Raw genomic sequence first — 26,049 nt, forward strand, 5'->3', positions numbered from 1 at the left:
CTTATAATGGTATATTACCATGTTTTTTAGCCGGACGAGCTTCGCGTTTGCTCGCTAGCATATTCAAGGCAGTGATAATACGAGGTCTTGTTTCTCTTGGTTCAATAACCATGTCTACAACACCGCGTTCAGCAGCTTTGTAAGGAGTTGCAAATTCTTCGATATATTTATCAGTTTTTTCTGCAACGTTAGGATCTTTACGGAAAATAATATTAGCCGCACCAGCAGGTCCCATAACCGCAATCTCAGCCGTTGGCCAAGCCATAACTTGGTCAGCACCTAAATCTTGTGAACACATTGCTAAATAAGATCCACCGTATGCTTTACGAGTAATAACTGTAATTTTTGGTACAGTTGCTTCCGAATATGCATAAAGCATTTTAGCACCATGACGAATAATACCGCCATATTCTTGATCTGTTCCAGGTAAGAAACCAGGCACGTCAACAAGATTTACAATTGGAATATTGAAAGCATCACAGAAACGAATAAATCTTGATGATTTATCAGAAGCATTTACATCTAAGCAACCTGCCATAACTGAAGGTTGGTTAGCAATAATACCAACAGATCTACCATCAAAACGAGCAAAGCAAGTGATGATGTTTTTTGCATAATGTTCATGAACTTCATAGAATTCACCGTTATCAACGATAGTTGTAATAACATCTTTCATGTCATAAGGCATGTTAGGGTTATCCGGTAATAATGTATTTAAGCTTTCATCAGCACGGCTAGGATCATCTCCGGTTTCAACAACTGGAGCTTCTTCTAAGTTATTGCTTGGTAAATAGCTTAATAAATAACGGATTTGTTCAATACAATCCACTTCGTTTTCAGCTGCAAAATGTGCTACACCGGAAACGCTATTATGAGTCATTGCTCCACCAAGTTCTTCTGCTGTAACTTCTTCTGCTGTAACAGATTTAATAACGGCAGGACCAGTGATAAACATTTGACTTGTATTTTTAACCATGTAAATAAAATCAGTTATTGCTGGGGAGTACACTGCACCACCGGCACAAGGACCCATTATTACTGAAATTTGTGGTACCACGCCAGAAGCTAATGTATTGCGGAAGAATATTTTACCATATCCACCTAATGCATCAATTGCTTCTTGAATACGAGCTCCACCTGAATCATTAATACCAATTACAGGCGCACCCATTTTAATTGATAAGTCTAAAACTTTGCAAATTTTGGCAGCATGCATTTCACCAAGAGAACCACCTTCAACAGTGAAATCTTGTGCAAAAGCATACACTAAACGACCATTAACTGTACCATAACCGGTTACAACACCTTCTGCCGGTAAAGTTTTCTTTTCCATGCCGAAGTTTGTGCAACGATGTGTAACAAACTGGTCAAGTTCTACAAACGTTCCTTCGTCAAAGAATAACTCGATACGCTCGCGCGCAGTCATTTTACCTTGGGCGTGTTGCTTTGCAATTCTAGCTTCGCCGCCACCAAGCATAATTTTTTCGCGCTTAGCTTTCATAATTTCAATTCTTTCTTGAACAGTAGCCATTTTCTACCTCCTACCAGATTCATCTACAGATATTATTGACGTTCTGAAATTTCTAATAAAATACCACCAGTTGATTTTGGATGTACGAAAGCAATTTTCGCTCCGCCGGCACCGTAACGTGGTTTTTCATCAATCATACGAACGCCTTTTGCCATTAAATCAGCAATAGCTGCTTCAATGTTATCCACTCTTAATGCAATGTGTTGAATTCCTTCGCCTTTTTTCTCGATGTGTTTAGCAATTGGACCATCTGGAGAAGTTGACTCCAATAATTCAATTTCACTATCGCCACAAGGTATGAAACAAACTTTTACTTTTTGTTCTTCAACAACTTCTTCACCTAAAGCTTTCATCCCTAAAAACTCAGTATAAAACTTTTTAGCTTGTTCTATATCTTTTACCGCAATACCGATATGATCAACTCTACCTACATTAAACATATCTATACCCCCTTAAAATTTTTAAATTTTGTAGAGAAGTTCTCTACATTTCATTTTAACATACTTTGTAATGTTTTTTCTACTATTGTATAAGGATCGTTACGACGAGCTTGTATATCAGCTACAAATTTGTCTAACTCACCATTTTCGTCAATTTTACGCAAAACATAATTTCCAAGTTCAGTTTTTAATATCGATAATAACTCATTTCTCGTTCTTTCATTACGACGAGTAACAAGTTTCCCAGATTCTTTTAAATAATTAAAATGTTCTTCTAAAGCCTCAAAAAGTTCTTTTACCCCTTTATCTTGGCTAGCAATTGTTTGTTTTATTGTTGGTCGCCAATCCATCTTTTCAGTATTGAGATCCAACATCATATTCAATTCAATATTGAGTTTATCTGCGCCATCGCGATCAGCTTTATTAATGGCAAAAACATCACCGATTTCTAAAATACCGGCTTTGATAGCTTGAATATCATCACCCAAGCCCGGAACCAATACTACCAAAGTAGTATCCGCCGCACTAACAATATCAACCTCTGATTGGCCTACGCCAACTGTTTCAACTAAGATAACATCTTTTCCTGAGGCGTCCATTATCTTAACTGCTTCTGCAGTTTTTCTTGATAATCCACCTAAGCGACCTCTAGTACCCATACTACGAATAAACACGCCTTCATCTAAGGTTAACTCATTCATTCTAATACGGTCACCTAAAATTGCCCCACCAGAAAAAGGACTAGTTGGATCTACAGCAATAATTCCAACAGTTTTACCTTGACGGCGACATTCTTTGGCAAGTTTATCAGTCAAAGTACTTTTACCTGCTCCAGGAGGACCAGTTATGCCAATTACAAGAGCTCTACCGGTATGCGGATACAAATCACGCATAATGCTAATAGCTTCATCATATTCGTTTTCAACAGCTGTAATAGCTCTTGAAAGTGCCAGCCTATTTCCTTCTAATACTTTTTTTGCTATATCCATCTAGTCACACCACCTTATTAAACGTGTTGCTCTCTGCTATAAGTTAGAGAGCAACACGCAAATCAATCAATTATTTTACGTTAGTATTTATAAAATCAACGATTGCACTTGTAGGTGTACCTGGTGTAAATACTTCTGCTACACCAGCTTCTTTTAATGCAGGAATGTCAGCATCAGGAATAACTCCACCACCAACAACTAATACATCTTCCATGCCTTTTTCTTTAAGTAACCCTACAACTTTAGGGAATAAATGGCCATGAGCACCAGATAAAATACTCATTGCAACTACATTAACGTCTTCTTGAAGTGCAGCCTCAGCAATTTGCTCAGGTGTTTGACGAAGACCTGTATATACTACTTCAAAACCAGCATCACGAAGAGCACGTGCTACAACTTTAGCACCACGGTCATGACCATCAAGACCTGGTTTTGCTACTAATACTCTAATACGTTTTTCCATATGTCGTCCCTCCAACTCTTGCTATTATAGATTTACATGCGATTCGTATTCACCGAATACTTTACGCATAACTCCACAAATTTCACCTAATGTAGCATATGTTTTTACTGCATTTAAAATTAGTGGCATTAAGTTTACAGACTCATCGTTACAGCCTGCTTCAAGTGCTGTAAGACTAGCAGTAACTGCTGCATTGTCACGTTCAGCTCTTAATTTAGCAAGTTTTTGTTTTTGAAGTTCGCCAACGGAAGCATCTACACGTAATAAACCTTCAACCGGTTTTTCTTCAACTTGGAATTTATTAACCCCAACAATAACTTTATTGCCTTTTTCAACATCCATTTGCCATTTATAAGCACTGTCTTGAATTTCTTTTTGGATGTAACCTTTTTCAATTGCAGTAACAGCGCCACCAATTTCATCAATTTTCTTGATGTATTCCCAAGCTTCTGCTTCGATTTGATTAGTAAGTGCTTCTACATAGTAAGAACCTGCTAATGGATCGATTACATCAGCTAAACCACTTTCATACGCAACGATTTGTTGTGTACGAAGTGCAATCATTACTGACTCTTCAGTTGGTAATGCTAATGCTTCATCTTTGGAATTAGTGTGAAGTGATTGTGTACCACCCATAACAGCAGCTGCAGTTTGAAGCGCAACACGGATGATATTGTTGTTAGGTTGTTGAGCTGTAAGCATTGAACCAGCAGTTTGAGTATGAACACGAAGCATCCATGATTTAGGATTTTTCGCACCAAAACGCTCTTTCATTACTTTTGCCCATACACGACGTGATGCACGGAATTTAGCAACCTCTTCTAATACATTGTTATGTGCATTCCAGAAGAATGATAAACGACCTGCAAACGCGTCAACGTCTAAACCAGCTTTAATCGCTGCTTCTGCATAAGCAATACCATCAGCAATTGTAAATGCGATTTCTTGTGATGCAGTTGAACCAGCTTCACGAATATGGTAACCGGAAATAGAAATTGTATTCCAGTTAGGCACATTTTTTGAGCAATATTCAAAGATATTAGTAATTAAACGCATTGAAGGTTTTGGAGGGAAAATATAAGTTCCACGAGCCGCATATTCCTTCAAAATATCATTTTGAATAGTTCCTTTTAATAAATCAGCTGAAACACCTTGTTTTTCAGCAACTGCAATATACATTGCAAGTAATACTGATGCCGGTGCATTAATTGTCATGGAAGTTGAAACTTTTCCTAAATCGATTTGATCGAAAAGAATTTCCATATCAGATAAAGAGTCAATCGCAACCCCTACTTTACCAACCTCACCAGTTGAGATTTCATCATCTGAATCATAACCAATTTGTGTTGGTAAGTCGAATGCACAAGATAATCCTGTAGCACCGGACTCAATTAAGTAACGATAACGTTTATTGGACTCCTCCGCAGTTGAGAACCCTGCATACATACGCATAGTCCAGAAACGACCACGGTACATTGTTGGTTGAACACCACGGGTGAATGGAAACTCACCTGGGAAACCAATTTCACTCAAGTAGTCAGTACCCTCAACATCAAGTGGAGTATAAATACGTTTTTCGGAAAGATTATTACGTTCTGGGAATTTCGCTATAGCTTTTTGAACTTTGGCATCATATTCCGCCAATTTAGCTTTTAAATTTTCATTGCTCATTAAATATGCCTCCTTACTTTTGTTTTTTCATTGTGCCTGTTTCCATAAATCTATTATGCCATGACAAAGCTTCACTCATTAAATGTGGAGTGTGTGCTTTTTTTGTAGCTTTTTCAGCTCTCTCTAAATAATCAAGCAACATAGGTCTATAGTCAGGATGAGCACAATTATTAATAATAACACGAGCACGCTCTTTTGGACTTAAGCCACGAACGTCTGCTAGCCCAATTTCTGTTACAAAAACGTCAGTGTCATGCTCAGTGTGATCAACGTGTGATACCATTGGAACGATTGACGAAATACTGCCGTTTTTCGCAGTGGATGGTGTGAAGAAACATGTTAAAGATGCATTACGTGCAAAATCACCTGCACCACCAATACCATTCATCATTTTCGAACCCATAATATGAGTTGAATTAACATTGCCATATATATCAAATTCAATCGCTGTATTCATCGCAATAACACCAAGGCGACGAACAACTTCAGGATTGTTGGAAATTTCTTGAGGACGAAGGAACATTTTAGTGCGATAGTCACTTATATTTTGATAAAAACGCACTAATCCATCCGGTGATGGTGAGAAGGACGCTCCTGATGCGCATTTAAGTTTGCCGGCATCAGCAAGGTCAAACATCCCGTCTTGGATTACTTCCGTATAAACTTCTAGACCAGTAAAGTCTGAATTTACAAAGCCACTAATTACAGCATTAGCAACCGAACCAACGCCGGATTGTAATGGTAATAAATTTTTAGGCATACGGCCAGCTTTAATTTCGTTTTTAAAGAATTCAATTGTCAATTCTGACATTCGTCTTGAATCATCATCAATATCGCCAAATGGACGAACATCATCTTTAATATCGCAAGGAACGATATATTTGATTTTGTCCATACCACAAGGAATATAAGTTGTACCAATTCTATCCCCTACACTTACAATTGGAATTGGCAAACGATGTGGTGGATCCATTGGAATATATACATCATGCATACCTTCTAATTCTAGTGGTTGCGATGTATTAACTTCAACAATAACAACATCTGCGCTTTGTACATATGAAGCAGTGTTACCCATCGAAGTTGTTGGGATAATGTGTCCCTCTTCAGTAATTGCACATGCTTCAACAATAGCGATGTCGATATTGCCGCCCATGTAACCATAACGTGCAAATTGTGCTGATTCGCTTAAATGAAGATCACAATAATCAACTGTTCCATCATTTACTTGTTTGCGTAAAGCACCATTAGTTTGGTATGGCATACGTTTTTTGATACCATTTACTCTCGCTAGTGAACCATCTAGTTCATCACCAACAGATGCTCCACTCCAAATATTAACTTGGAAAGGTGTTTGTTCCATTCTCTTTGCTAAAGCCATTGGCACAGCTTTTGGATAGCCCGCAGGGGTAAATCCGCTTACGCCAATATTCATGCCAGGTTTTATGAACGCAGCTGCTTCTTCTGCTGAAACAATTTTCGCATGAAGCTCGGTATTACGCACGCGATCACGAATGTCAATCATTTAAAACTTCCTCCTTGGTAGGTCAACGAAAAAAATTGGCCATTTCTTACTTAATTTTATAGTTAATTAAAAACACACTTGATAACTTTATACTATCTTAGCATATATTTTAATTATCCCACTGATTAGCATACCACTACACAGCAATACCGTCAAGTAGACATTACTGACCATTGACGGTATTTTTACTCATATTTTTTCTATAAGTAATAGCATTTTGTGAAATTTTGTTCAAACTTATTATAATTAAATATATTTCGCTCTTTTGTCAAAAAATCCTGCCATTTAACAATTATTTTTTCCTCGATAAATGAAATGATAAACTACTAAGGCCCACTGACAAATCTTCATTAACAATACAGATATGTTCTGGAACTCTAATTTTAATTGGGGCAAAATTCCAAATTCCAATTACGCCCGCTTTTACAAGCCTATCAGCTACCTCTTGGGCAAATTGTGACGGCACTGAAATCACACCAATATGAACTTCTCGTTCTTTTATTACCTTTTCCAAGTTATCAAACGAAGAAATTTCAATTCCATTTATATTATGACCGATAACCAATTCGTCTTTATCTAGTAACGCTACCAAGTTAAAACCTAGCGAAAAGAAGTTTTGATAATTGGCTAACGCTGTCCCTAAATGACCAATCCCTACCACCGCTATATTCCAATTGTTATTTAAGCCTAAGATTTCACCAATATTACGCATTAACTCTTGCACGTAATAACCGACACCTTTTTTACCAAACTGCCCAAAAGAAGTTAAGTCTTTTCTAATCTGTTCAGGCGTTATCCCCAATCTAAACCCCAGCTCTTCTGAAGATATAATTTCAATGCCTTCTTCTTTTGCTAATCTTAGCGTTCTAAAATATAACGGCAACCGATCAATCGTTGCCTTTGAAATAACAACTTGTTCTTTCAATTGCCACACTCCTTATCTCATTTTCTGTAATATCATCGTCAATGCACTAAATAACCAAAAAAACATGCTTAGTTCTATATTAAATAAGACATAATCGGTAAAGCCATTTAATAAGGTAATTACCAAAATAAAAACTAGTCCTAAATTTAATCCTTGCAAAAAATCATCGCTATGCTTATTATTGGTAATTCCTATTTTTAAGTGACTAAAGCTAAAGCCTAAAAAACTTAACAAACCAAAAATCCCAATTTCCGCGGCAAAATTCAAATACATATTGTGGGCATGAACTACTTTTACACTACTATCTTGAATAAAGTAATCATATTGTGGATAAACCAGCCAATATGTCCCCCAACCAATTCCGGTAAAGATATTATCTCTAATCATATATAACGTACTTTCCCACAACGCTAACCGCATCATCGAAGAAGTATCGTTAGCATTAAAAACCGACAATAATCTAGCTGTAAAATCTACATTAAAAAATAAAAATAAAGCAATAACAGTTATTCCCGCAACTAAAATTTTCTTATTTTGCTTACCACAATAAAGTAGCAATACTATTCCCAAGCTCAACCATGCTCCTCGGCAGTATGTAAATAATAAGCAAATAGTTGAGAATAAAAAGATAAAACCAAACAACCCTTTCCAAAAAAGTTCTTTAATTTTCCACAACAGCCCAAAACATAGTGCAGAAACCATTAATAAATAGCCCGCCAGAATGTTCGGATTTTGTAATGTTGAAAAAACCCTTGTTTTAAGTTCCGGAAATTGTTGATCATCAACCCAACGAAATTGCGTAACATCAATCCCATGAAAATATTGATAAAAGCCATAAGAAATAACACCTACTGCCGATAATAAAATTGCTGCAATGACTTTTTTTACTTGATGAATATTTTCAATATTTTGAACTAATAAATAATACGTAAGAACATACCGTCCCAATAAATTATAACAATTGTAAAAACTAAAAAATTTATCAACCGATACTAGAATTGATATTGCTGAAAAAACAACTAATAATGCTATCGGAAGATCAACAATACTATATTTAAACTTCACATCTTTAAAGCAACTTAACTTTATAAGATAAGCTAATGTTCCTGTTAATAAAAAACCACTAGCAATATCTTGATTTAATGCTAAGAAAAAAGCTAACCCCAAAATGCTATATTCAATAATATAGTTTAATAATGAAAAGTATTTATTATTTTTAAAATATTTATTCACAAATTCACCTTATATTTTCTTAATAAATTTATTAATTCATGAATTAGCTTTCAACAGACTTCTGATTTTTCCAATTAAATATAATGAACCGGCCACACATAGAATACTGTTTTCTTGCTTTAAGGCTAAGGCTGTTTTTAAAGCCAATTCACTATCGCTAATCGCCGTAACAAATTTTGCCGATACTTTTTCCGCTACAATCTCAGCACTCGCAGCACGCTCTGAATCAGGCTCTGTTACCACAACCAGATCATCCGGCAAAACCAAGGTTTGGATAATCCCCTCAACATCTTTATCTTTTAATATCCCCAACAACAATACTCTTTGTTTGTTCGGGAAATATCGCTTAAGATTTTCCGCCAAAGCTTTCGCACCAGCTAAATTATGTGCTCCATCAATAACAACCAGCGGATTATTACTGATAATCTCAAATCGTCCCGGCCACACTGCCTTTGATAAACCACTACTGATCTTATCAATATTAATTGCCGGATTTGTTTCACTCAACAATAATGCCACTTGACAAGCTAGCGCACTGTTTTTAATCTGATGTTCACCCAATAAGTTTATATTATAATAAAACTCTTTGGCTCCATTACTGAATCTTAAAACTTGTTGCTCTGCCACTATTTTTTCGAAAGAGCTGTTAAAATCCTTTTGCAATCTATAAACCGGTGCTTTTTTTCTTGAAGCAATTTTTTCAACAATCTCAATAGTATCATTTTCTATCCCTACTACCAACGGTATGTTGTCTTTGATAATACCAGCCTTATTCTCTGCAATTGATTCAATGCTACCACCACAACGATCAGCATGATCCATTTCTATATTAGTGATTACTGAAACTTCCGGCATAATAATATTAGTTGAATCTAATAATCCACCCAGCCCAACCTCAATCACCGCATATTCTACTTTTTGCTGTGCAAAATAATAAAAAGCTGCTGCCGTCAAAACTTCAAATTGCGTCGGGCTTTCATCTCCACCTTCAAGCATCTTTGTTACAGCTTTTGAAACCACAGTGATAGTTTCAGCAAAATCAGTAGTACTAATTTCGGTATCACCGATTTTCATTCGTTCAGTATATGATATCAAATGCGGAGAGCTATACATCCCCGCTTTAATACCGCTTTCCATCAAAATTTTAGCAAGCATCGCTGTCGTTGAACCTTTACCATTAGTACCGGTAATATGAATAGTTTTATATTGGTCTTGTGGATTACCTAATAATTGCACTAAATTTTTTATTCGTTCTAACCCCAATTTAATGCCGAAAGAATTTAAGTTTTCTAAATATAACAAAGCTTCTTCGTAATTCATCTTGGTCAGTCCTTTAAACTAGCTAAGTAACTTAATCTTTCATTAATAGCTTTTACTTTTTCCTCAAACTCTTGTTGCTTTGCTTTTTCTTTTTCAATAACATCAGGCGGTGCTTTTGCCACAAAGCCCTCATTCGATAACTTTCCGCTAACTCGTGCTAACTCTTTATCTAAAGTTAGCAACTCTTTATTTAAACGTGCTGTTTCTTTGTCTACATCAATTAACCCCTTTAACGGCATATATATTTCCACACCGCTAACCACTGCTGCCATAGCATTTTCTGGTTTTTCCGGTGTTGTTAATGAAACATTTAATGGTTCTACCGCCGCTAAAGTTTTAACATAACTTGCATTAAGCTCAAAGAGCTCTACTAATTCGGCACTGGCTAATTGTAAGATTGCTTCACTTTTACGACCGGGTGCTACATTAACTTCCGCTCTCATATTACGAATTGCCTTAATTGTTTCCATAACTATTTCCATGTTTAGTTCAGCTTTTTTATCAGTTAATGTAGTTTGTTCTACCGGCCAACTTGCCACAATAATACTATCGCCCTCATGCGGAATATGTTGCCATATTTCTTCAGTAATAAATGGCATGAACGGGTGCAATAATTTTAAAGTATTTTCTAAAACATAGCACAACACGGATTGTGCAGTTTGACGAGCTCTACTATCTTCTTTGTTATATAAACGGGCTTTGCTAAGCTCAATATACCAATCACAAAATTCATTCCAAATAAATTCATAAATCGCTCTACCAGCTTCCCCTAACTCAAATCGCTCTAAGTTGCGCGTTACATCGCTCACTGTTTGATTATAACGGCTCAAAATCCACTTATCAGCTAAAGTATAGTCGCTTGCTTGTGGATCAAAGTTTTCATCATAGTCAGTTAAATTCATCAACACAAATCGTGAAGCATTCCATAACTTATTAGCAAAATTACGCGTCGACTCTACTCTTTCCCAATAAAATCTCATATCATTTCCCGGCGTATTACCAGTAATCAGCATAAAGCGCAAGGTATCGGCACCGTATTTCTCAACAACTTCCAACGGATCAATACCATTGCCTAAAGATTTACTCATCTTGCGTCCTTGAGAGTCACGAACTAAACCATGAATAAAGACATGCTTAAATGGTATTTCTTGCTGAAACTCTAAGCCCATCATAATCATTCTAGCAACCCAAAAGAAAATAATATCATAACCGGTAACCAACACACTAGTAGGGTAAAACTGCTTTAACTCTGGTGTTTGTTCCGGCCAACCCATTGTCGAAAACGGCCATAACGCCGAACTAAACCAAGTGTCAAGAACATCTTCATCCTGCTTTACATTAGCACTACCACATTTTGGACAACTATTCACACTATCTCTAGCAACAATAGTTTCACCACATTCACAATACCACGCTGGAATACGATGTCCCCACCAAATTTGTCGTGAAATACACCAATCCCTAATACCATCCAACCAATTTAAATAAATTTTAGTAAAGCGTTCTGGAACAAATTTAATTTTTTCTGTTTCAACCGCCGCGATAGCAGGTTGTGCTAACGACTCCATTTTAACAAACCATTGTTTTGACACCATTGGCTCAACAATAGTGCTACAACGTTGGCATTGTCCCACCGCATGATTATGTTCTTCTATTTTTACTAAAGCGCCAATTGCTTCTAAATCCTGCAATAAAGCTTTGCGACAAGCATAACGATCCAAACCTTGATATTTACCGGTATTTTCCGCCATCGTTGCATTGGAATTTAAAATAACAATTTGCTCTAAATTATGACGCTGTCCCATTTCAAAATCATTAGGGTCATGAGCCGGAGTAACTTTTACCGCTCCAGTTCCAAACGAAGGATCAACATAATCATCGGCAAATATTGGAATTTTCCGTTCCACTATCGGCAAAATTAAATTTTTACCAATTAAATGACAATAGCGTTCATCTTCCGGATGCACTGCCACACCACTATCACCCAACATTGTTTCCGGTCTGGTGGTCGCTACAATTATATATTCATCGCTATTTTCCACTTGGTAACGTAAGTGATATAAATTCCCCGGTTTATCTTCATGTTCTACCTCAATATCACTCAGCGCCGTATTACAACGCGGACACCAATTAGTAATGCGATACCCTTGATAAATAAGACCCTTTTCATATAAACTAACAAAAACTTCTCGCACGGCTTTAGAGCAACCCTCATCCATCGTAAAGCGCTCTCGCTCCCAATCACACGAAGCCCCTAAACTTTTTAATTGGGTTATAATTCTATCACCATATTGTTCTTTCCATTCCCATACTTTTTCAATGAATTTATCACGGCCTAAATCATAGCGTGAAATATTATCTTGTGCCAACATTTCTTCAACTTTTATTTGGGTTGCAATCCCCGCATGATCTGCTCCCGGCATCCATAAAGTATTATACCCTTGCATTCTGCGCCATCTAATTTGAATATCTTGTAGTGTATTATCAAGAGCATGTCCCATATGCAATTGACCCGTAACATTTGGTGGCGGAATAACAATGCTAAAAGGCTGTTTATCCATCTTTACTTCAGCATGAAATAACTTATTATCTTCCCAATACTTATACCATTTTTTCTCAAAACTTTGCGGATCATAAACCGTCGGAATATTTTTTTCTTCCATGTTAAACCTCCTGATTTCTACTCAAAAAAATATAAAAGCCCTTCATCCCAAAGGACGAAAGGGCTTACTTTCGTGGTACCACCTTAATTTTCCATAGCACTTTTACTATGAACTCAACGCCAATAACGAGGCGAACCGATTACACCTACTATAAATTTCAGCATAACAGCTCCAAAGCTACCTTCCATTATGTTTTATGAAAGACCTCTCAGCCTAGGGTCTTCTCTCTTGCCATAAAATTATAATGTACTCTCTTCTTCATTGCCTTTTTTATATAATATCAATAATAACTTTTTCGTTTTTTATTGTCAAGTTAGTCTTCTTGTATTAATCTAACCAGCAACTCTTCGGTCAATTCTTCTTCCGAATATACAGCAACCCCTGCTAAAGTTAACATCTGCGCCGTCAATCCTTGCCCCTTAACCTTTTTGTTTTGAAAAGTACCATCATAAACTAGCTTATTTCCGCACGAAGGACTATTAGCTTTTAAAATTGCAGTCTTTATGCCCTGTTTTTTAGCTAATTTCATGGTTAGATAAGCACCATTGATAAAGTAATTTGTAACATCTTCACCCTTATTAGTCAAAACTTTATTAGCGGTAATCTCCGCTGGATTTCTTGGAATGCTTAGTCCTGCTAAAACCTCTGGGCAGACCACCTGAAATTTAGCTAAATGTTTATATTTATTTAATATTTCATTATTATAACCACTGCCATCATATCTAACCTTCTCGCCTAATAAACACGCACTTACTAATATCATCATCTGCTCCTTAAAATTTATTATCTTTTAAATTTAACTTCGTTATTAATTGAGCAAAATTCTTACTGTTTAATTTTCTGGTTGCTAAAACAGCCACCATTGCACAAACTTTAGAATCATGCAATGCATTATGGTGTTTAAAGTTAATATTAAAATAACTCGCCAAAGTATTTAATTTATGATTTTCTAGCTCCGGCCATACTTTTTTCGCTAAGCTTACTGTACAGTAGTATTTAAAATTAGGCTTTTCTAAATTATAAGTATTAAGTATACTTTTTAATACGCTCATATCAAAACTGGCATTATGCGCTAACACAATGTTGTTATTTAAGTAGCCTTTTAGTTCAGCCCAAATGCTAGGAAAGGTCGGCATATTTTTTACGTCAGTTGCTGTAATGCCATGAATTTGTGTATTATAATAACTAAAATCCATCACTGGCGGTTGCACTAAAGAATAAAACATTTCATACATCTTATTATCCTTAACGCCAACTACCGCCACACTGCAAACACTGTCTCTACTACTATTAGCTGTTTCAAAATCAATTGCCACAAATTCCATTTTACTACCTCTCTAACTTTAAAACTGCTTTCATTATACTGTAAATAATCTTAAATAAAAAGCAGCCCTAAGCAAAGCAATTATAAAATCGGTAGCTAATTTCACTCTATATTTTTCAGCCATAAATTCTGAAACAACTCAGCTTGTGCTGTAATCGCTTTAATAACATCTTTTAAAAAGTCGAAATTACTGGCCAAAACAGCATTAATATACTCATTTTTAATGATAATAATATTGGCCTTTTTGGAAATAACCTTGGCACTAATAGAACTTTCTTTAGCTTCAAATAAATTATTATATGAAATAATATTACCGAAACTCAAATCTCCAAGCTTACGATTCCACCCATCATTACTACTTCTAATAACCTCTACTAAGCCCTCGTAAATAAGATAGATATTATCTTGCAATTCACCTTCCGCTAAAATAATATCACCTTTAATATATTTTTTTACCATGATATTTTTTGTTAATGTTTGCCATTCCTTATCAGTTAAATTACCAAACAATTCTTTTTTTCTAAGCTCTGCTAAGCCCAACTTGAAAATACGCTCTTCCTCAGCGGTATCAACAATATCTTCAGGTTCTTCGATTAGCTTTAGCTCTGAAATTTTAGCATTAGGTTTTGTTACCATCTGCGTTAACACGCCAAGAAAATTAATTAATAAGTTTTCAATATTGTTTTTGCTAAATACTATTTTATTGTAAACAAATTCAATCTGAATTATTTCGTCAATTTTTCGAAAATAAATTATGAGGTCATTTTCATTATCATCATAAGAATTAATCGCTACAATTTTTACCCCCAACGAAAAATCAACTTCAGTAAATCTTTTGCTATTATAAAAATCATAAAAGTTTAAAACATGATTAAAGAGATTCTTGCAGTTCGGCCAAAGGAGTTCTAATTCTTTTTGACTACAACCACTATAGCTTTTTGCAATAAATAAATGAACTTGTTGGCGTTTAAACGCATAGCCAATTCTATCTTCCTGATTTTCTCTTAATCGCACCGGTAAAATATTAATCACATTTGAAAAATCGGCATTATCAATATCATCATTGTGGTTAGATAAGACTATCCCAAAAGTAGCATCATTTTCTTTACTATATTTTTGTAACATCAATCCCCAAGCTGTTTCAAATAAAGCTATTAATCGACCATTAGTATTAGCAAATTCAGTAGTAAGATTTGTCAAATTTTCATCTAGTTCTGTCACAAACGAATCTCGTTCATATAACCCTAAATCATTTTGACTCATCGGTAATTCCGGAGCCTTTGCATCAAATAGTATTTTCTTCCAATATGCAAAGGTTTTAATAATATCTTCCTTACTGCGATTTTCTAAATACTGCGTAAAAGAATATTGCCGCGAACTCGGCATTTGCGCAATTAAGTCTAATCCTTCTTGATCCTGAAAAATACCATTGAAAATATTTTTCATATCCCAATTATCTTCAATTAATTGTGGGAAAACAATCAACATCGCATAGGTATCGGCTGCAAATCTTATCACTCTAACCCGCAGTAGCCGATCTTTTTTTAAATCAAACCCTCGCCGTTGTCCCACCAACAATAATTCATCCAAAAAATAATCAATATTGTCTACTTTCATTTTTATATAATCTAAAAAAATTATTTCCGGTGCTCGCTCCGGTAAAATTACTTGTAAGCTTCTCTCATTATTAATAAAAAAAGCTGTCCGCAAAATTGGATTATTCTTTGCCATTTTTACCAAATTATCTTTTATTATTTTTATATCAATAATGCCTTTTAATTTAAACAATACTTGATTGCAACAATTAGGTGAAAGAAACGACTTATTATCTAGCACCCACTGTTGACTTTTGTTGAGCGGCTTAACATCTTCAATACTGTAAAAATAATAACTTCTGATTTCTTTTAACTCTTCTTCTGTTAATTGAGCAATAGAAAAATCAGTTTCAACATACTTTTGGTTTTTTTCTGTTACTATTGGCATAAAATTCACGCCCTCTTTAAGTATTTACAATATCTCAGTTTTTATTATCAACCCATAATTGTTGAAATTTATCAACTTGTGCTGTAATAGATTGAATTACTGCCTTAGCAAAGTCATAATTATTTTTTATAATTTCAGTAGCAGTTTCGTTACGCACTGCAATAATAGTAGCTTCTTGCGATACAACTCGTGCCCTTAAGCTACTTTCTTTATTGTCAAAAATACCGTCATAAGAAATAAATTCACCTTTTTCGATTGTTGCAATTTTCATCGTCCAACCACTTTCTATCGTTCTGCGCAATTCCACCGCACCATCGTAAATAAGATATAGATATTCTTGTTTTTCACCTTCCGCTAAAATAATATCACCATAAATATAGTTCTTGACCACAATTCCTCTTATTAGCAAGCCTAATTCAACATCAGATAATGCCCTAAATATTTCTTTACTACGTAATAATTGAGTAATATTTAACTTTAAGTTTTCTTCATGCTTCACCGGATTTAAAACATCTTGTGGCAAATTAATTTCACCAAGGGGCAGCCCTTGATCTTTTAAGATTTGATTAATAATATAAAAATAATCTTCCTTGATTTTTTTTATATGAACTTCACTAAAAGCTTCGCGATTATAAATAAACTCAATTTGAATCTTCTTAGTTAACCGAAAAACAACTACTAAATCTAAATTATAACAATCATAAGATGATAATTTAACTACATTAACACCTAACGCCACCTCTGCTTGGGTGTATTTTTCTTGCTTATAAAAACTATGAAAATTAAGCATGTGATTAAAGAGAGTTTTCCCACTGAATAAATTCTCCAGTTCTCTTATATTACAGCCACTATAAGCCCGTGCTAAAATTAAGTTTGCTTGCTGCCGTTTAACCACATCACTAACCTTTGCAGTTTCACTTTCATTTATACGTACCGGCACCAAATTTATAATATTAACAAAATCAAGATTATCTTCTTTTCCATCGCGATAATTCGATAACAATAGCGGAAAGACCGCATCATTTACTTTGTTATATTTTTGGAGCATTATCCCCCATGCAGTTTGTAATAAAACAATCGCATTGGTATTATTTTCTAAATGCTTTTTTATATAAGAAAACATTTTATCATCAATTTCAAATAATAATGAATTCATAACATAAGTGTTGCAAGCTTTATGCCCCGGCAACTTTGTTTCAGTAAAGTTATATAGTTTCTTTTGCCAATATTCTAAAGTTTTACTAATATCAATGTCCTTGCGTCGCTCTAAATGCTGCGCAAAAGAATATCGTTTAGGAGCAATCATTTTTGCCAAAACATCATCGGTTTCTTGTTCACTAAAAATTCCATCAAATAAATGTCTAACATCCCAGCCATCAGCTATTATTTGCGGTTGTTGGATGGTAATAGCATAATCCGCATACCCAAAACGCAGTACTCTTATTCTAAGCAATCTGTCTTTTTTTAAATCAAAAAAGCGTCGCCGATCTGCAGCCAAAATATTTTCAACAATTTCATCAATTTCAAATTCCGTCAGTTTATCTTTCGTAAAATCTATAAAGGTCATTTCCGGACTTCGATCTTGAAGGATGATTTGTAAGGCACGCTCTTGTTGCTTTAAGATGAACGCACTGCGTAATAATTCATTGTTTTTTACTAATCCATTAATATTATTTTTGATTTTATTAATGTCAATTAAACCCCTAATTTTAAATAGAATTTGAATACAAAAATTAGGTGAAATAATCCCTTGATTATCTAGCACCCACGCCTGACTTTTTGATATCAATTTAACATCTTCGACACTAGCAGAATATTCTTTATTGATAAATTCTTCTTCAGTACTTGTTAATAGTCCTACACTATATTCTTTCGGCGGATAATATTGTTTTATTTTTTCTTCAAAAGTCATTGTATCCACACTCCATTTAAGATAACTTAGTTAAATTATACCATTATGATTTTTTACAAACAATAAATTCCATTCTTACAATCTTGTTTTTTCTTCGCCTTTTTATAACAAAAAGCAACAAAATAGCTCTTATGTAAGAGGCTATCTTGTTGCTTTTTGCTTCTTTTTATTTATTTTGTGGTTTCGCCTTACGACGGCTACGATTATTAGTACCACTATGTTTTTTCTTTTTATTGTCAGCCAAACTATTTTTTTTAATAAATGGTTTAGGTTTAGCAGTATTTTTTTTGCTTTCTTCAATAATTTTTGCTTCTTTAACTTTATGTTGCTCAATTATTGCTTTTTTTTGCGAAGCTTTTTCGCGAGCAATTTTAGCTTTAATACCTCTTTCAATTAATGCTAAATAGTCGTGCTGCCGTGGATTTACAAAAGTAACCGCAACACCGGTTTGACCAGCTCGCCCCGTTCTACCAATTCGGTGAATATAGCTTTCTACATCATGTGGAATATCATAATTAAAAACATGGGTTACCCCTTCAACATCAAGCCCTCTGGCTGCAATATCAGTTGCTACTAAAATTTGCAATTTAGCGGTGCTAAACTTTCTCATAACTTGATTGCGTTTTGCTTGTGATAAATCTCCATGTAATTCATCAACCAAATACCCGCGTTGTGCCAATTCTGCCACTAAATTACTGACCCGTTGTTTTGTATGACAAAAAATCATCGCCAAATAGGGCTGATATTGGTTAATCAGACCACAAAGCTTATCAAGTTTGAATTCTTCTTTAGTTTCAACAATAATTTGATTAATTTCATCTAATGTTACACTATTACTCATAACCTTTAAATCTTTTGGCTTTTTCATGTAATTAACCGATAACGCTTTTATTTTTGCCGGAATAGTCGCCGAAAAAAACATCGTTTGGCGCTCCGGAGCAGTATTAACGATTAATTCTTCAACTTCATCTAAAAATCCCATGTGTAAAAGTTGATCGGCTTCATCTAATACTAATTTATTAACATGATTTATTGTCAAAGTTTTGCGACGCAAATGATCTAAAATTCTTCCCGGTGTCCCAATAACAATGTGCGGAGCAGCATTTAATTTCTTAAGTTGACGATCAATATCTTGACCGCCATAAATCGTAAGAACTCTAACACCATTAACCTTTCCGATTTTTTCAGCAACCTTTGTTATTTGTAATGCTAATTCGCGCGTTGGCGTAATTATTAAACCTTGCACTGCCGGTGAGCTTATTTTAATATTTTGTAGCATCGGTAATAAAAATGCTAAAGTTTTTCCGGTACCGGTTTGTGCTTGCACTAATACATCACGACCAGTTAAAATAACCGGAATAGCCAGTTCTTGAACCGGTGTCGGCTCATTAATCCCATTTTGTTTCATTAAATTATCTATATCTTGTTTTATTCCTAACGATAAAAAACTCATCTTACACCTCTTTATACGATTTTATAACCTTACTAATATAGCATAGTACTTTCTGAAAAGCCAGTAAATATTATTAATTAAAACACCAAGTCTCTCTTAACGAAAAACTTGGTGTTTTAATTATTTTGACATTAATTTTGCTATTTTATTGGCAAATTCAATTGGATCCTCTGGCATAATACCTTCAATTAACAACGCTTGATCATATAACATATTACAATAATCTTTAAAATCAGATGATTTAAGATCTTGTTGATGTAAATTCTTTAATTTAGAAAATAATTCATGATGAGGATTTATTTCTAAAATCCTTTTCGCTTTAAACATCATATTATTAGCATCAGCTAACACTTGCTCCATCGCTAAGCTTATACCATTATTATCACTTACTAAACAAACAGCACTTGATTTTAAACGAGTACTAATTTTTACATCAGCAATTTTATCGCTTAATTTTTCTTTAATATCTTTAATTAAAGCTTCATTATCTTTAGTAATAGTCTCAGTTTCTTTTTTAACTTGCTCCGCTTCCACATCATCAAGTTCTAAATCACCACGACTAATTGATTGGAATTTTTTATCATTATATTCTCTTAACGCTTCAATAGCAAACTCATCGACATTATCAAATAAGCATAATACTTCTAGCCCTTTTTCTTTAATCGCTTCCATTTGCGGTAATTTTTCAATAGTTGCTAAATCCTTACCGGTTGCATAATAAATGACCTTCTGTTTTTCCGGCATTCTTTCAACATATTCTTTTAAACTCACTAAACCTTTTTCTGCTTTAGAAGAATTAAATAATAGTAAATCTTTTAATTTATCATGTGTCTGTGGATCAGTATAAATACCGATTTTTAATGCTCTACCAAATTCACTCCAGAAATTTTCATACTTTGTTCGATCTTTAGCCATAATTTTTTCTAGTGATTTTAAAACATTTTTTTCTAAGTTTTTACCAATTAATTTTAACTCCCGACTTTGTTGTAACAACTCACGGGAAATATTAAGCGAAAAATCAGGTGAATCAACTAAACCGCGGACAAATCTTAAATAGTCCGGCAATAAATCTGCACATTTATCCATGATAAAGACATTACGGCAATATAACTGGATACCGGCATTAAATTCGGGATGATATAAGTTGAATGGAGCTTTCTTCGGAATATACAATAATGTTGTATATTCCACTGTCCCTTCAGCTTTAGTGTGAATTATTTCTAGCGGATCTTCCCAATCATGGAATAATTCTTTATAAAAATCATTATACTCTTCCGCTGTTATCTCACTTTTATTTTTTGTCCATAATGGTTTCATGCTGTTTAATGTTCTAATTTCTTCTTTTTTAATCAGTTCAGCCTCTGGTATTTCTTTGCCTTCAGCATCAACCGGCTTTTCCTCTATTTCAAACTTCATTTTAATAGGGAAGCGAACATAATCCGAATATTTTTTTATTAAGCTTTCAATAACATAATTGCTGGTAAAATTTTCTTCCGGGTTTATTCCGCAGAATTCATCATTTAACTCTAAAATAATTGTAGTCCCACGTTTTTCTTTATCAACTTTTTCAATGCTATAAGTACCATCACCGGTTGACTCCCATTTCACTGCTTCAGTTGAGCCCGCCTTTCTGGTTATCAAAGTAACTTTTTTAGCAACCATAAACGCAGAATAAAAGCCTACACCAAATTGACCAATTAACTCTTTATCACCGCTTTGTTCTTTTTCTTTTAATTTTTCTAAAAAAGCTTTTGTTCCCGATTTCGCAATAGTACCAACATTCTCAATAACCTCATCAAAAGTCATCCCAATACCATTATCAGAAATCGTTAAGGTTTTTGTTGCTTCATCCGGAATTAAAAATATTTCATAATCGCTATCATTTTCTAATAGCGCCTTATCACTAATTGCTTCAAAACGAATTTTATCAATAGCATCAGAAGCATTTGAGACTAATTCACGCAAAAATATCTCACGATTAGTATAAATTGAATGAATCATTAAATCTAATAATTGTTTTGTTTCCGCCTGGAACTCTCTCATTTCTTTTGCCATATTTAAACCCCTTTTCCTTTTTTGTTAGCACTCTAATAAGTCGAGTGCTAAGTACATTAATTATAATAACGCTATTTTGTAATAAAATCAATATTTTATATAAATATTTCAGTAAAAAAAATACACATTGACTATGAAATAGTCAATGTGTATTTTTATAATTTTTAAGATTTTTTCTTAAACATATTATTAATTCTTGCGGTTATTTTTTCAATGATAATGAATAGTACCGGTATCAAAAATACTCCCATTACCGTTGCAACAAGCATTCCGCCAACTACCGCATTACCCATTGCCGTTCTAGCTCCAGCTCCAGCTCCGGAAGCAATTGCTAATGGTACACAACCAATAATAAAGGCTAATGAAGTCATAATAATCGGTCTAAGTCTAAGTTTAGAAGCCTCAATAGCTGCTTTCACCGGATCCATGCCATCATCAACCCTGACTTTAGCAAATTCCACAATTAAAATTGCATTTTTTGCCGCCAAGCCCACTAGCATGATTAAACCAATCTGCATATAAATACTATTTTGGAAATCTCTCAGATATTGCGCTAGTAATGCTCCAAATATCCCCGTCGGTACACATAACAAGACCGCATAAGGAATACTCCAGCTTTCATATAACGCTGCCAAGCACAAGAATACAAAGACTAAGGCCAAGGCAAAAACCACTAAGGTTCTATTGCCAGCTTTTTGCTCTTCACGACTTTGCCCCGACCATTCATATTTAAACCCAGTAGGCATCACTTCATTAGCAACCTCTTGCATTGCCGCCAACGCTTGCCCTGAACTATAACCAGGCGCAGGGGAACCATTAACTTGAATACTACGGGCAGCATTAAAGCGATTAATAATTGCCGGTGCAGTATTTTTCTTCGGTTTAATTAAAGTATCAAGTGGAACCATCGTACCAGTTTCACTTTTTACAAATAAAAATCTAGTTAAATCAGCTTCATTACGATAATGACTATCAGCTTGCATTACGACTTTATAAGTTCTACCAAAACGATTAAAATCATTTACTTGTAAGCCCCCAAAGTTTACTTGTAATGCATTAAACACGTCATTTAGATTAACCCCTAAGTTTTTAACTTTTTCTCTGTCAACTTCAAATTCATAACCAGGTGAGTTAATTTTAAAAGTTGAATACGCTCTTGATATTTCAGGTCGTTTATTAGCAGCTGCCACAATTTTCTTTGTAACTTCATCTAATTCTTGGTCAGTATGACCTGTCATATCTTGAACCATCATCGTAAAGCCACCAACCATCCCTAACCCCGGTAACGCCGGTAAGTTAAAGGCCATAACATTAGCTTCGGTAACTTTAGCAGAGTTCATCATTGTTTGCATTACTAAGGATTGAATTTGTGTTTCCTTAGTCTTTCTTGCACTCCATGGCTCAAGCCCAACGAAAATACTACCGGCACTTGATTTAGTGCTACCGGATAATATATCGTACCCGGAAATAGCAAGAGTTCTGGCCACTCCCGGTTGTTCGCCAATTTGTGCTGCAATTTTATCCACTGTTTCTTCGGTTCTATTTAAACTAGTTCCTTCCGGTAAAGACACTGAAGTAACATAGTACCCTTGATCTTCTTCCGGGACAAAAGTTGTCGGAACCATTTTATATAGCGCCCCGGTTAAAATTATTAAAATTATTAAAAACAATACCCCAAGTTTAGCCTTGCCAATTAAATTAGCCACAGTTTCACCATAAGATTCTGTTTTCGCTTCAAACCAAGTATTGAATTTATCAAAAAATCTCCCAAGGAAACCTTGATGAGCATTAGGATCATGTGGTTTTAACATCATTGCACATAATGCTGGAGTCAAAGACAATGCCACAAAGGCCGATAAGCCCATTGATACAGCAATAGTTAATGCAAATTGTTTGTACAAAATCCCCATCATTCCGCCGAAAAAGGCTACTGGAATAAATACCGATGCCAAAACAAAGGCAATCGCCACAACCGGACCGGCAACTTCTTCCATTGCCTTCGCCGTAGCAGCTTTAGGGCTTAAACCATTGTAGCGCATATGATGTTCAACTGCTTCAATAACAACAATCGCATCATCAACAACCAAACCAATCGCTAATACCATGGCAAATAAAGTCAAAGTATTAATCGAAAAGCCCATTATAATAAATGCACCAAAGGTACCAATTAGTGATACCGGAATTGCTAACATTGGAATTAAAGTCGCTCGCCAACTTTGTAAGAATAAAAATACTACTAATAATACCAATAGCAATGCTTCAAATAAAGTCTTGATAACTTCGGCTACTGATTCTCTGATATATTCAGTGTTATCAACAATTTCTTTATATTCCATACCGCTTGGGAAACTTTTCGCTGCTTCTTCTACAACTTTTCGTGCTTCCGTTACAGTGTCAAGCGCATTAGCATCACTAGTTAATTGAATCCCAAAACCAATTGAAGGCTTACCATTCATTTTACTGATAAAATCAATTGATTTTGCACCGGTTTCAATTCTCGCTACATCTTTTAAGTAAACAAACGAACCATTCGGTTTGGCCTTTACAATAACATTTTCAAAGTCTTGCACTGTCGCCAATCGACCTTGAATTTTACCGGTATACTGAAATTCCTGCCCGGTTGGTGCCGGTAATTGCCCAATCGTGCCCGCCGGCGCTTGAACGTTTTGTTCTTTTAAAGCTTTAGAAACATCCGCAACCGTTAAGTTTAATTCTGCCAATTTATCAGGATTAAGCCAAACCCTCATTGAAAAATCAGCACCAAATACCATAATATCGCCAACGCCTTTAACTCGTTTTAACGAGTCAAACAAATATACATCGGCATAATTTTTTAAAAATACATCATCAAAGGTATTGTCCGGTGAATATAACGCTACCATATACGCCATATCTGCTGAAGCTTTTTTGGTTGTTATTCCAACTTGTTGAACTTCACTTGGTAAGCTGGCATTAGCTTGCGCCACTCTATTTTGTGTTTGCACCGAGGCAATATCACCATTAACCCCAGACTCAAACTGAATTGTCAAACTGTAGCGCCCACTATCAGCACTACTTGAACTCATATAGTTCATACCTTCAATGCCATTAATTTGTTGTTCAATAACTTGTGCTACTGTTTTGTTAACAACATCAGAGTTCGCACCAACATAAGTAGTTCCAACAGTTACTGTCGGTGGTTGTATTTGTGGATATTGTGCAATCGGTAAATTCAAACCGGCGATTGTTCCCGCTAGAACAATCATAATCGATAGAACTATTGCAAATATCGGCCTTTCAATAAAAAACTTAGCCACTAATAACGCCCCCTTAAATGTTGGTTGACAGTTGTAGTTGTTCTGCTGTCACCATTTCCACGGCCAAAGGAGCTCCATTTTGAACCTTATTTAAGCCTTCAACAACAATCACATCATTTGCTGTTATACCGGACTCCACAATAAAGAAGCTTCCAACTCTACTACCAATTTTAACTTCTTTCATTTCCGCTTTATTTTCCGCTCCTACAATTACGACAAAAGTTTTTTCTAAAACTTGTTGAACTGCGCGTTGCGGAATCAACAATGCCCCTTGTTTCATTTCACCGGTCATCTTAATTCTCGCAAACATCCCCGGAATTAAAATTTTATTAGGATTGCCAAACAACGCTTTTAATGTTAATGTACCTGAATTATTTGCTAGAGTACTGTCAACTTGTTCTACAGCCCCTTTTAACGGATATTCAGTACCATCACTTAGAGTAATAGTGACATTATTGCCCCATTTTTCGGTAAAACCATTTTGGTGGTTTTTCGCCAATGATAAATATTCATTTTCACTCATGCTAAATTGTATAAAAACAGGATCCGTAGAGGAAATTGTAGCTAAAGTAGTAGTGCCACTTTGCACGTAATTTCCAACGCTCAATTCATTAACATCCAGTCTTCCGTCAACTGGCGCTACTATTAGCGTATCATTTAAGTCATCTGTTGCTTTTTGCACATTTGCTCTATTATATTCCACAACTGCCGCATGTTGACTTTCCACCGACTGTTGCGTGTCAAGTTTTTGCTTATCAATAGCTTCTTGTGCTGCTAACGCAAGGTATCTTTGAGTATCTAACCTTGAATTGCTAAGATTAGCCTCCGCTTGTGCTAATTGAGCTTTAGCTGATAATACAACACTTTCATATTGACGCGAATCGATTCTAAATAAAGGTTGTCCTTTACGAACCATTTCACCACCGGAAACATATTTTTCTACAATATTTCCTGATACTCTAGCTTGTACCTTTACTTCATTCTTTGCTTTAACCTGACCAGCATATTCATATACCAGTGGAGTATCTTTTTGCATGACATTCATAGCCTTAACAGGAACTGCTTGTCCTGGTTTAGCACCTTGTTGGTTTCCGCAGCCAAAAAAAGCCGCTGTTGCTAACACTACTATCAATGCTAAACTAATCACTTTTACCTTCTTGTTTACAATCACTATTTACCCTCCTTGTGTCTAAATAAAAAAATTATTCGACTTCAAACTAATTCAATTTTACACCAATAATTTTATTTTGAATAGGTTTATTTTTG

General features: G+C 35.1%; 18 protein-coding genes and 1 other annotated feature. All 18 genes read right to left on the bottom strand.

Translation table 11 applies throughout. The features are described 5' to 3' along the window. Position 1: 1 nt before the first annotated feature. A complete protein-coding gene (locus KBI38_00940; GenBank protein ID MBP8628634.1) occupies positions 2–1,531 on the bottom strand; it encodes a methylmalonyl-CoA carboxyltransferase in 1,530 nt (509 codons plus the stop codon). A gap of 32 nt (positions 1,532–1,563) precedes the next feature. Beyond that, complete coding sequence (mce, locus tag KBI38_00945) at positions 1,564–1,971, bottom strand: methylmalonyl-CoA epimerase (protein ID MBP8628635.1); 408 nt, start codon at positions 1,969–1,971, stop codon at positions 1,564–1,566. A 50-nt stretch (positions 1,972–2,021) separates the two neighbouring features. Further along, positions 2,022–2,960: a methylmalonyl Co-A mutase-associated GTPase MeaB gene (meaB, locus tag KBI38_00950; GenBank protein MBP8628636.1), complete on the bottom strand. Its 939-nt coding sequence runs from the start codon at positions 2,958–2,960 to the stop codon at positions 2,022–2,024. A gap of 70 nt (positions 2,961–3,030) precedes the next feature. Beyond that, positions 3,031–3,423 carry a cobalamin B12-binding domain-containing protein gene (locus tag KBI38_00955; protein ID MBP8628637.1) on the bottom strand — a complete coding sequence of 131 codons (393 nt, stop codon included), beginning with the start codon at positions 3,421–3,423 and terminating at the stop codon, positions 3,031–3,033. A gap of 24 nt (positions 3,424–3,447) precedes the next feature. After that, complete coding sequence (locus tag KBI38_00960; protein MBP8628638.1) at positions 3,448–5,094, bottom strand: methylmalonyl-CoA mutase family protein; 1,647 nt, start codon at positions 5,092–5,094, stop codon at positions 3,448–3,450. Between the two features lie 13 nt (positions 5,095–5,107). Continuing rightward, positions 5,108–6,619 (bottom strand): acetyl-CoA hydrolase/transferase family protein, encoded by a 1,512-nt coding sequence (locus tag KBI38_00965; GenBank protein ID MBP8628639.1) that lies wholly within the window; start codon positions 6,617–6,619, stop codon positions 5,108–5,110. Between the two features lie 292 nt (positions 6,620–6,911). After that, entirely contained in the window at positions 6,912–7,553 is a 642-nt protein-coding gene (locus KBI38_00970) for a redox-sensing transcriptional repressor Rex (GenBank protein MBP8628640.1), read from the bottom strand. A 3-nt stretch (positions 7,554–7,556) separates the two neighbouring features. Next, positions 7,557–8,777 carry an O-antigen ligase family protein gene (locus tag KBI38_00975; protein MBP8628641.1) on the bottom strand — a complete coding sequence of 407 codons (1,221 nt, stop codon included), beginning with the start codon at positions 8,775–8,777 and terminating at the stop codon, positions 7,557–7,559. 36 nt (positions 8,778–8,813) lie between these two features. Next, a complete protein-coding gene (locus KBI38_00980) occupies positions 8,814–10,097 on the bottom strand; it encodes a bifunctional folylpolyglutamate synthase/dihydrofolate synthase (protein MBP8628642.1) in 1,284 nt (427 codons plus the stop codon). 5 nt (positions 10,098–10,102) lie between these two features. Beyond that, positions 10,103–12,760 carry a valine--tRNA ligase gene (locus tag KBI38_00985; GenBank protein ID MBP8628643.1) on the bottom strand — a complete coding sequence of 886 codons (2,658 nt, stop codon included), beginning with the start codon at positions 12,758–12,760 and terminating at the stop codon, positions 10,103–10,105. Positions 12,761–12,807: 47 nt separating this feature from the next. Next, positions 12,808–13,031 (bottom strand) — a binding site (T-box leader). Positions 13,032–13,073: 42 nt separating this feature from the next. Further along, positions 13,074–13,523, bottom strand: coding sequence for a DUF523 domain-containing protein (locus KBI38_00990; GenBank protein MBP8628644.1), 450 nt, complete (start codon positions 13,521–13,523; stop codon positions 13,074–13,076). A gap of 10 nt (positions 13,524–13,533) precedes the next feature. Continuing rightward, entirely contained in the window at positions 13,534–14,085 is a 552-nt protein-coding gene (locus tag KBI38_00995) for a 3'-5' exonuclease (GenBank protein ID MBP8628645.1), read from the bottom strand. Positions 14,086–14,186: 101 nt separating this feature from the next. Next, on the bottom strand, positions 14,187–16,067 hold the full coding sequence (locus KBI38_01000; GenBank protein MBP8628646.1) for a cyclic nucleotide-binding domain-containing protein: 1,881 nt from the start codon (positions 16,065–16,067) through the stop codon (positions 14,187–14,189). A 34-nt stretch (positions 16,068–16,101) separates the two neighbouring features. Beyond that, positions 16,102–17,979: a cyclic nucleotide-binding domain-containing protein gene (locus tag KBI38_01005; protein ID MBP8628647.1), complete on the bottom strand. Its 1,878-nt coding sequence runs from the start codon at positions 17,977–17,979 to the stop codon at positions 16,102–16,104. A gap of 166 nt (positions 17,980–18,145) precedes the next feature. Beyond that, entirely contained in the window at positions 18,146–19,432 is a 1,287-nt protein-coding gene (locus KBI38_01010) for a DEAD/DEAH box helicase (GenBank protein MBP8628648.1), read from the bottom strand. Positions 19,433–19,552: 120 nt separating this feature from the next. Beyond that, complete coding sequence (gene htpG / locus KBI38_01015) at positions 19,553–21,487, bottom strand: molecular chaperone HtpG (protein MBP8628649.1); 1,935 nt, start codon at positions 21,485–21,487, stop codon at positions 19,553–19,555. Positions 21,488–21,651: 164 nt separating this feature from the next. Then, positions 21,652–24,783: a multidrug efflux RND transporter permease subunit gene (locus KBI38_01020; GenBank protein ID MBP8628650.1), complete on the bottom strand. Its 3,132-nt coding sequence runs from the start codon at positions 24,781–24,783 to the stop codon at positions 21,652–21,654. Positions 24,784–24,796: 13 nt separating this feature from the next. Next, complete coding sequence (locus KBI38_01025; protein MBP8628651.1) at positions 24,797–25,957, bottom strand: efflux RND transporter periplasmic adaptor subunit; 1,161 nt, start codon at positions 25,955–25,957, stop codon at positions 24,797–24,799. Between the last annotated feature and the right edge of the window lie 92 nt (positions 25,958–26,049).

It is taken from the genome of Negativicutes bacterium (assembly GCA_018052945.1).
Lineage (GTDB): Bacteria > Bacillota > Negativicutes > JAGPMH01 > JAGPMH01 > JAGPMH01.

Coding starts and splice junctions, on each gene's coding strand:
- meaB (MBP8628636.1), bottom strand. CDS start 2,960: ATGGATATAGCAAAAAAAGTATTAGAAGGAAATAGGCTGGCACTTTCA.
- KBI38_00965 (MBP8628639.1), bottom strand. CDS start 6,619: ATGATTGACATTCGTGATCGCGTGCGTAATACCGAGCTTCATGCGAAA.
- KBI38_01005 (MBP8628647.1), bottom strand. CDS start 17,979: ATGACTTTTGAAGAAAAAATAAAACAATATTATCCGCCGAAAGAATAT.
- KBI38_00985 (MBP8628643.1), bottom strand. CDS start 12,760: ATGGAAGAAAAAAATATTCCGACGGTTTATGATCCGCAAAGTTTTGAG.
- KBI38_00990 (MBP8628644.1), bottom strand. CDS start 13,523: ATGATATTAGTAAGTGCGTGTTTATTAGGCGAGAAGGTTAGATATGAT.
- mce (MBP8628635.1), bottom strand. CDS start 1,971: ATGTTTAATGTAGGTAGAGTTGATCATATCGGTATTGCGGTAAAAGAT.
- KBI38_01010 (MBP8628648.1), bottom strand. CDS start 19,432: ATGAGTTTTTTATCGTTAGGAATAAAACAAGATATAGATAATTTAATG.
- htpG (MBP8628649.1), bottom strand. CDS start 21,487: ATGGCAAAAGAAATGAGAGAGTTCCAGGCGGAAACAAAACAATTATTA.
- KBI38_00995 (MBP8628645.1), bottom strand. CDS start 14,085: ATGGAATTTGTGGCAATTGATTTTGAAACAGCTAATAGTAGTAGAGAC.
- KBI38_00955 (MBP8628637.1), bottom strand. CDS start 3,423: ATGGAAAAACGTATTAGAGTATTAGTAGCAAAACCAGGTCTTGATGGT.
- KBI38_00980 (MBP8628642.1), bottom strand. CDS start 10,097: ATGAATTACGAAGAAGCTTTGTTATATTTAGAAAACTTAAATTCTTTC.
- KBI38_00940 (MBP8628634.1), bottom strand. CDS start 1,531: ATGGCTACTGTTCAAGAAAGAATTGAAATTATGAAAGCTAAGCGCGAA.
- KBI38_00960 (MBP8628638.1), bottom strand. CDS start 5,094: ATGAGCAATGAAAATTTAAAAGCTAAATTGGCGGAATATGATGCCAAA.
- KBI38_01000 (MBP8628646.1), bottom strand. CDS start 16,067: ATGCCAATAGTAACAGAAAAAAACCAAAAGTATGTTGAAACTGATTTT.